The following is a 7,234-nucleotide window of genomic DNA, read 5'->3' as shown; positions in this document are numbered from 1 at the left end:
AGTTACCAGGCTTAATGCCTTGACGACGCCTCAGAATCACTCCTTCCAGCCGTTATAAAATAGCTAATCTCATAACAACTTATTTACAAGTATTTATTCTTGCTTTTTCAAGATACATGATGGTGCCATTTAAGCAACTAAAAGAAATTTATGCTCATAGAATAGTTATGAATATATGCGTATACAGTGAATTTCCAAAATTTTTGGCTTTCTATAATCATCATGATGCTCAAAAAGAAAAGTTTATAGAGGGCATGACCTTACTAAGTAAAGAATTGAGTAAATCATTATGCTGACGTTATGAAATTATGAAATAAGCAGGGCAAGGCAATCTTAAGGGGTTAAAAGTTTTAATAAGTGATTCTATCATCAAAAACAAAACACTCACCTTGCCAAGTTGAATTTGGATTTTTTTGATTATCTTCTAAGTATCTGATTATTCCATCCTTTAAATGGTATACATTTTCAAAACCTAGTTGTTTTAAATACGCAGTGGATTTTTCACATCTTATCCCGCCAGTGCAAAACATTGCTATATTTTTCTTCTTATCACCCTCTTTGAGATTACCTTTTAGCCATTTTGGGAGTTCGGTAAAATGGTGAATATGAGGATTAATTGCACCTTTAAAAGTTCCCATTGCGTATTCATAATAATTCCTAGTATCAATGACTATGGTATCATCTTTTTTCATAAGTTCATCCCACTCCTTAGGGGTTAGATAATCACCTTTTTGAGACAGATCTAATTCCTCTACATCAAATGTCACTATCTCCTTTTTTATTTTCACCTTCATCTTTTTAAATGGCAAAATTCCAGCAAAACTTATTTTAAACTTCACATCTCTAAAAAAATTAAACTCCTTTAAGTAATCGCAAAATTTATCTATCGAGCTCGTATCGGCAGATAAAGTTGCATTTATTCCTTCAGTAGCTATTATAATGGTGCCTTTGATGCAGTATTGATTGCAAAAAGCAAGCAATTCAGTTTTTAAGGATTGAGCATTCTCTAAATTTATGAATTTGTAAAAAGAAATGATTTTATATTTTGACATATACAACGCAACTTATTGATTTTTTTCGTTATTATACCTATCAATTGAGACTTGAATTATCTTGCGTGCATAATCAAAATCTTTCCAGCCATTAACCTTAACCCACTTTTCACTTTCTAAATCCTTATACCTTTCAAAAAAATGGGCAATTTTTTTAATTAAAATTTCTGGCAAATCTGTGTAGTTATTGATGTTTTTGAAATATGGGTCAATTTTATTGGTTGGTACAGCCAATATCTTCTCATCTAGCCCTTTTTCATCTTCAGTAAGCAACACTCCTATTGATTTGACAGCTATAACAGATTTAATTGCAATTGGGTAATTGGTATATACTAATACGTCAACTGGGTCTCCATCGCCTGACAAAGTATGGGGAATAAATCCGTAATTACATGGATATTGCATACTTGATTGCATAAATCTATCAACAACCATTGCTTCTATTTTTTTATCAAACTCATATTTTATTGGGCCTGAATTCATTGAGATTTCAATAACTGTATTTACTTCATTTGGGCAATTTTCGCCGATTTTAATCTCTGAATATTTCATTACTTTAGACAAACTTTTTACTAAATAGCTAGCAACTAACGTCCTAAAAGTAAAGAAAATACTTGTAATTTCATAAAAAACACTTAGTATTCTGCAGTTATAAACAAATAATGAAATTCAAATGTCTTCCATACTAGTTGCCTGGTCTACATGGTTAGCACTAACTTTTTTCTATGCATATCAGTTTGTGCAAAGAATTTTTCCCAATATCGTAATGGATGATATAATGGACAAATATCACGTAAATGCGAATGAGATAGGTCATTTTGCTGGTATATATTACATAGGATATGTTGCGATGCATATACCACTTGGCATACTTTTAGATCATTTTAATGCTAAGAAAATAATCCCATTATGTATACTTTTAGCTGTAGTAGGATTTGCACCGCTTGCGTATATGGATGATTTAGCGATTGCAACATATGGTAGATTATTAATAGGTATTGGCTCCTCGGCAGTAGCTGTTGGTGCGTTTAAATTATTGCGCTTAGGTTTTGGAGAAGAAAAATTTCCAAAAATGTTAGGATGGATGATAACAATCGGGTTGCTAGGAGCAGTATTTGGTAGTGGGCCTTTAGCTAGGCTTATTTCCTACATAGGATGGCAAGAGGCACTAAACTATATAATATATGTTGGTCTAGCATTAGTTGTCTTCAGTTATTTTGCAATACCAAATACTAAATCAGAAGAAAAATTTAGCTTTGCAATAGTAATGCATGATTTTAAATATTTGTTTTCTAATAAAATAGTATTACTTGTAGGCGTTTTAGGTGGTTTGATGATAGGCCCATTCGAAGGATTTGCAGATGCATGGAGTAACCCTTATTTAAAAACAACCTATAAGCTTACTAATGAAGAAGCTGGTGACATAACACAATTAGTTTATATAGGAATGGCTGTTGGTCTTGTAGTAATGGGCTATATATTTGAAAAAACGAAATCTTATTATGGAATATTACTAGCTAGTGGCGCTGCTATGCTATTATGTTTAGCATTGCTATTAACCGGAGTAGTTGCGAATGTTAGTTTTTTAAAGTGGGTATTTTTTATAATAGGAATTTTCTGTGCTTATCAAATAGTTTTAATAGCAAAATCTATTGCCCTTGTTCATGTTAAACATGCTACCTTTATTTCAGCTATTGCAAATATGCTAATGATGGGCTTTGGATATGTTTCTCATAGAGCTATTGGTGTGTTATTGCATTATTTTTGGGATGGAGATAAAAACATGCAAGGTAGTCCTGTATATAGCGTAGAAAATTTCCGTGATGCACTTTTAGTCTTACCGATCAGTCTGATTGTCGCAATTATAGGCTTTGTGTTATTAGCAATAATAGAAAAAAGTAATAAAAAAATTGCGAAGTAATCTTGTGTTAAAAAAAATTGTTATTATATAAGTTCTAAAGTAACAAATATTTTAATAAGATGAGTAAGACAATTGGCATAGACTTGGGGACTACAAATTCATGTGTAGCAATAATGGATGGTAAGAATCCTAAAGTTATAGAAAATTCAGAAGGAATGAGAACAACTCCTTCAATTGTTGCGTTTACTGAAAAAGGTGAAAAGTTAGTCGGTCAGCCAGCTAAAAGGCAAGCTGTGACTAATGCAAAAAATACTGTTTTTGCAGTAAAGAGGCTCATAGGAAGCACTTTCTCAGACCCTAAAACTAAGGAATTAGCAAAAAAGGCATCTTATTCAATAATACAAGCTAAGAATAATGATGCTTGGGTCAAAATTGGCGATAAAGATTATGCTCCAAGCCAAATTAGCGCGATGATCCTTGAAAAAATGAAGGAAACAGCTGAAAGTTACCTAGGAGAAAAAGTGACAAAAGCTGTCATTACAGTGCCTGCTCATTTCAACGATTCACAAAGGCAAGCTACAAAGGATGCCGGTAAAATTGCAGGATTGGAGGTTCTTAGGATTATTAACGAGCCTACAGCCGCAGCGCTTGCATATGGTCTTGATAAATCTGAAAGTAAAGTTATTGCTGTATATGATCTTGGCGGAGGTACATTTGATGTTTCGATACTTGAGATTGGTGATGGAATATTTGAAGTAAAATCAACAAATGGTGATACATTCTTAGGTGGTGAAGATTTTGATCTAAAAGTATTGCAATACTTATGTGATGAATTTAAGAAGACTGATGGGATGGATTTAATGAAAGATCCTTTGGCACTTCAAAGATTAAAAGAAGCAGCAGAAAAAGCAAAAATCGAACTTTCTAATTCAATGGAGACTGATGTTAATTTACCATATATCACAGCAGATTCATCAGGTCCAAAGCACTTGAACATTAAAATAACAAGGGCTAAATTTGAAAGCTTAGTGGAAGATTTAATAACAAGAACTATTGAGCCATGTAAGGCTGCTTTAAAAGATGCAGGCATTTCTGCTTCAGATATTGATGATGTAGTATTGGTTGGGGGCATGACCAGAATGCCTAAAGTTATTCAAAAAGTGAAGGAATTTTTTGGAAAAGAGCCACATAAAGGCGTTAATCCTGATGAAGTTGTAGCAATTGGCGCTGCTATCCAAGGTGCTGTACTAAGTGGCGATATGAAAGATGTGGTTTTACTTGATGTAACGCCTCTTACTATTGGTATTGAAACGCTTGGTGGGGTGTTAACGCCTCTTATTGAGAGAAATAGTACTATACCGACCAAGAAAAGCCAGACATTCTCAACTGCAGAAGATAATCAATCCGCTGTTACAATCAGAGTGTTTCAAGGTGAAAGAAAAATGGCAGCTGATAATAAGTTATTAGGACAATTTAATCTTGAAGGCATAGCGCCATCTCCTAGAGGCTTGCCACAAATTGAAGTAACATTTGATGTTGATGCAAACGGCATACTTCATGTATCAGCAAAAGATAAAGGAACCGGTAAGGAGCAAAAAATTACTATACAATCTTCCGGTGGTTTATCTGATGCAGAAATTGCGCAAATGGTTAAAGATGCAGAAGAAAATGCCAGCAAGGACGAGGAGAAAAAAGCTTTAGTCGAGGCAAGAAATAAGGCTGATTCTTTGATACACTCCACAGAAAAAAGTTTGAAAGAATATGGCGATAAAATTTCATCCACAGACAAGGAAGAAGTTGAAAATATTATCAAGGATTTAAGATCTATTATGGATTCAGAAAATGTTGGTGAAATAAATAGTAAAGTTGAGAGCCTAACTCAAGCATCAATGAAAATTGGGCAACATGTTTATGGTAATGAGCAACAACCACCTAATGGGGATAACGCTTCAACGAATGGTGGCAATGACAGCAATGAAGGTGAAAAAGTTGTTGATGCTGAATATGAAGAAGTAAATGATGAAAAAGACAAAGGTTCTAAATAATATTGGCATAAGCTAGTTATAAATACTATATTGATATAGATAAATTAATGGTTTGTAACTAGCATCTTTTATGTTCCCAAATTATAGTTGGATTTTTTTAATAATAGTTGTATTTATAGCAGTTTTCGTTGATCTTGGGGTTTCACTTAGGAATTCAAAAAAAATTAGTGTTAAAAGCGCGATACATTTATCAATACTTTGGATAGCGCTGGCGGTGTCAGTGGGAGTTTTGATATATCTTCACGCTGGAATTGATATGGCTGTGGAATATATAACGGCCTACAGTATAGAATTATCGCTTAGTATCGATAATGTTTTTGTTTTTATACTGATATTTAAATATTTTAATATTGAGGATAAGCATCAGCATAAAGTATTATTTATTGGCGTTTTAAGTGCTGTAATCTTTAGATTTATTATGATTACATTTGGCATATATGTTATTCATATGTTTGAGTGGATATTTTTGCCATTTGGGCTATTACTCATGTATAGTGGTTATAAATTACCACTTATGGGTGGAGCTAAATCAAATTCATTTGATAATAATATGATTTTGAAATTTGTAAAAAAACACTTTAATTATAGTGATAACTCTAAAAATGGTGAATTATTTTTTCGTAAGGATAATAAATTTTTCATTACCCCGCTTGCACTCTCTCTTTTAGTTATAGAAAAAGCTGATATCATATTTGCTTTAGATTCGGTCCCAGCTGTACTTGCAATAACTAAAGAGCCATTTATTGCATTTAGTTCGAATATTTTAGCTATTTTAGGATTAAGGTCTATGTATTTTGTTATGTCAAATGCTGTCCAAGATTATAGATATTTAAAGCATGGAGTTGGTTACATGCTGATATACGTAGGACTAAAAATGGTTTTAAGTTTTTTCGGCATTCATTTCTCAAATTACATTTCAATATTAATAATTATTCTCTTTATATTTTGCTCTATAATGCTATCAATAATTAAAAAACCAGTAATAAGGCAGTAGAACAATGTATTGTACTGTTACAAACAAATATTTTAGGTCTTAAAAAAATGAAAATTAGTGCTAATGATATAAAAGTAGGTAATGTTATCTCCCATGATAACAAGTACTTAGTAGTATTAAAAACTATGCATACTCAACCAGGTAAGGGAGGTGCCTATATTCAATTGGAAACAAAGGATATAAAAACTGGCACCAAAATTAATCATAGATTCAGAAGTAGTGAAGATGTTGAGAGAGTAAGATTGGATCAGCAACGGTATCAATTTTTATATGAAGAAGGTAATTTTTTAATATTGATGGATCAGGAAAATTTTGAACAAAAAAGTATAGATAAAGCTCTAGTCGGCGATCAACTTCCATTTTTAGAAGAAAGCATGGAGATAACTTTGGAAATGTATAATAATGAGCCGTTACTCGCACATTTACCTTCATCAGCTGAGGTAACAATCAAAGAATGTGAGCCAGTAGTAAAGGGTCAAACCTCTGCATCATCATATAAACCAGCTATATTAGAAAATGGGGCAAGAATTATGGTACCACCTTTTATAAATATGGGAGATAAGGTAATTGTGGATATTAAAGAATTAAAATACTTAGAAAGAGCGAAATAATATGCCGATTAATTATGATGTTTTATATGAAACAATTTTACGAGGATTTCCGAATTCTAAAATTGAGTTAGTGGATACGGTTGGTGACAACAATCACTACAACGTTAAAATAACATCTGAAAAATTTAATACTCTTTCTAGAGTAGAGCAACATAAACTAGTGCATAAAGTTCTCAAAGACTGTTTGGGAACTGATTTACATGCACTTTCTATACAAACTTTTCAAACAAAATAATCTATAAACCATGAATCAAGATATACATAATCAAATTAAAAAAATTATTGAAGAAAATAGAATCGTATTATTTATGAAGGGTACGCCAGAAATACCAATGTGTGGATTTTCTGCAGCTGTTGTCAATATTTTAAATATTTCAGGAGTTGAATTTTTAGGAATAAATGTATTAGATAACGATGAGATGAGACAAGGTATAAAAGAGTATTCTGATTGGCCTACCATCCCACAACTGTATATTAACCAAGAATTTGTAGGAGGTTGTGATATAGTGCAAGATATGTATAAAAATGGCGAGTTGCAAGATTTACTGGCACCGTCAAGTTAATGGAAATATGGCCGCAACACAACCCTGACCCTTAAATTTTAGGCAGCAGCTATCTCTTGGATAGCTTCATCCCAAATAAATTTAGCTTTTTGAAAATTCTCTCTTTGG

The 7,234-nt window shown here is 32.5% G+C and carries 8 protein-coding genes; 6 read left to right on the top strand and 2 right to left on the bottom strand.

Annotated elements, in window-relative coordinates; genetic code table 11:
- Positions 1-350 precede the first annotated feature (350 nt).
- Together trhO and ppa are read right to left on the bottom strand one after the other, a co-directional pair.
- Positions 351-1,052 carry an oxygen-dependent tRNA uridine(34) hydroxylase TrhO gene (gene trhO, locus L8D11_RS02575; protein WP_236870116.1) on the bottom strand — a complete coding sequence of 234 codons (702 nt, stop codon included), beginning with the start codon at positions 1,050-1,052 and terminating at the stop codon, positions 351-353.
- A gap of 12 nt (positions 1,053-1,064) precedes the next feature.
- Positions 1,065-1,604, bottom strand: coding sequence for an inorganic diphosphatase (ppa, locus tag L8D11_RS02570; protein WP_236870115.1), 540 nt, complete (start codon positions 1,602-1,604; stop codon positions 1,065-1,067).
- A 121-nt stretch (positions 1,605-1,725) separates the two neighbouring features.
- On the opposite strand from ppa, the gene L8D11_RS02565 reads away from it, so the two are divergent.
- The 6 genes from L8D11_RS02565 to grxD all read left to right on the top strand — a co-directional run bounded on the left by L8D11_RS02565 (position 1,726) and on the right by grxD (position 7,126).
- Positions 1,726-2,973: an MFS transporter gene (locus L8D11_RS02565; protein ID WP_272906017.1), complete on the top strand. Its 1,248-nt coding sequence runs from the start codon at positions 1,726-1,728 to the stop codon at positions 2,971-2,973.
- Positions 2,974-3,032: 59 nt separating this feature from the next.
- Positions 3,033-4,958 (top strand): molecular chaperone DnaK, encoded by a 1,926-nt coding sequence (gene dnaK, locus L8D11_RS02560; RefSeq protein WP_236870113.1) that lies wholly within the window; start codon positions 3,033-3,035, stop codon positions 4,956-4,958.
- Between the two features lie 70 nt (positions 4,959-5,028).
- Positions 5,029-5,952, top strand: a complete 924-nt coding sequence (locus L8D11_RS02555; RefSeq protein WP_236870112.1) for a TerC/Alx family metal homeostasis membrane protein — start codon at positions 5,029-5,031, stop codon at positions 5,950-5,952.
- A gap of 47 nt (positions 5,953-5,999) precedes the next feature.
- Positions 6,000-6,563 (top strand): elongation factor P, encoded by a 564-nt coding sequence (efp, locus tag L8D11_RS02550; protein ID WP_236870111.1) that lies wholly within the window; start codon positions 6,000-6,002, stop codon positions 6,561-6,563.
- Between the two features lies 1 nt (position 6,564).
- Entirely contained in the window at positions 6,565-6,798 is a 234-nt protein-coding gene (locus tag L8D11_RS02545; protein ID WP_236870110.1) for a BolA/IbaG family iron-sulfur metabolism protein, read from the top strand.
- Between the two features lie 10 nt (positions 6,799-6,808).
- Positions 6,809-7,126, top strand: a complete 318-nt coding sequence (grxD, locus tag L8D11_RS02540) for a Grx4 family monothiol glutaredoxin (protein WP_236870109.1) — start codon at positions 6,809-6,811, stop codon at positions 7,124-7,126.
- Positions 7,127-7,234 lie beyond the last annotated feature (108 nt).

Origin of the sequence: Candidatus Bandiella numerosa (assembly GCF_021811875.1) — a bacterium.
Classification (GTDB): domain Bacteria; phylum Pseudomonadota; class Alphaproteobacteria; order Rickettsiales; family Midichloriaceae; genus Aquirickettsia; species Aquirickettsia numerosa_A.
This window is presented reverse-complemented; position numbering and strand designations above follow the sequence as displayed.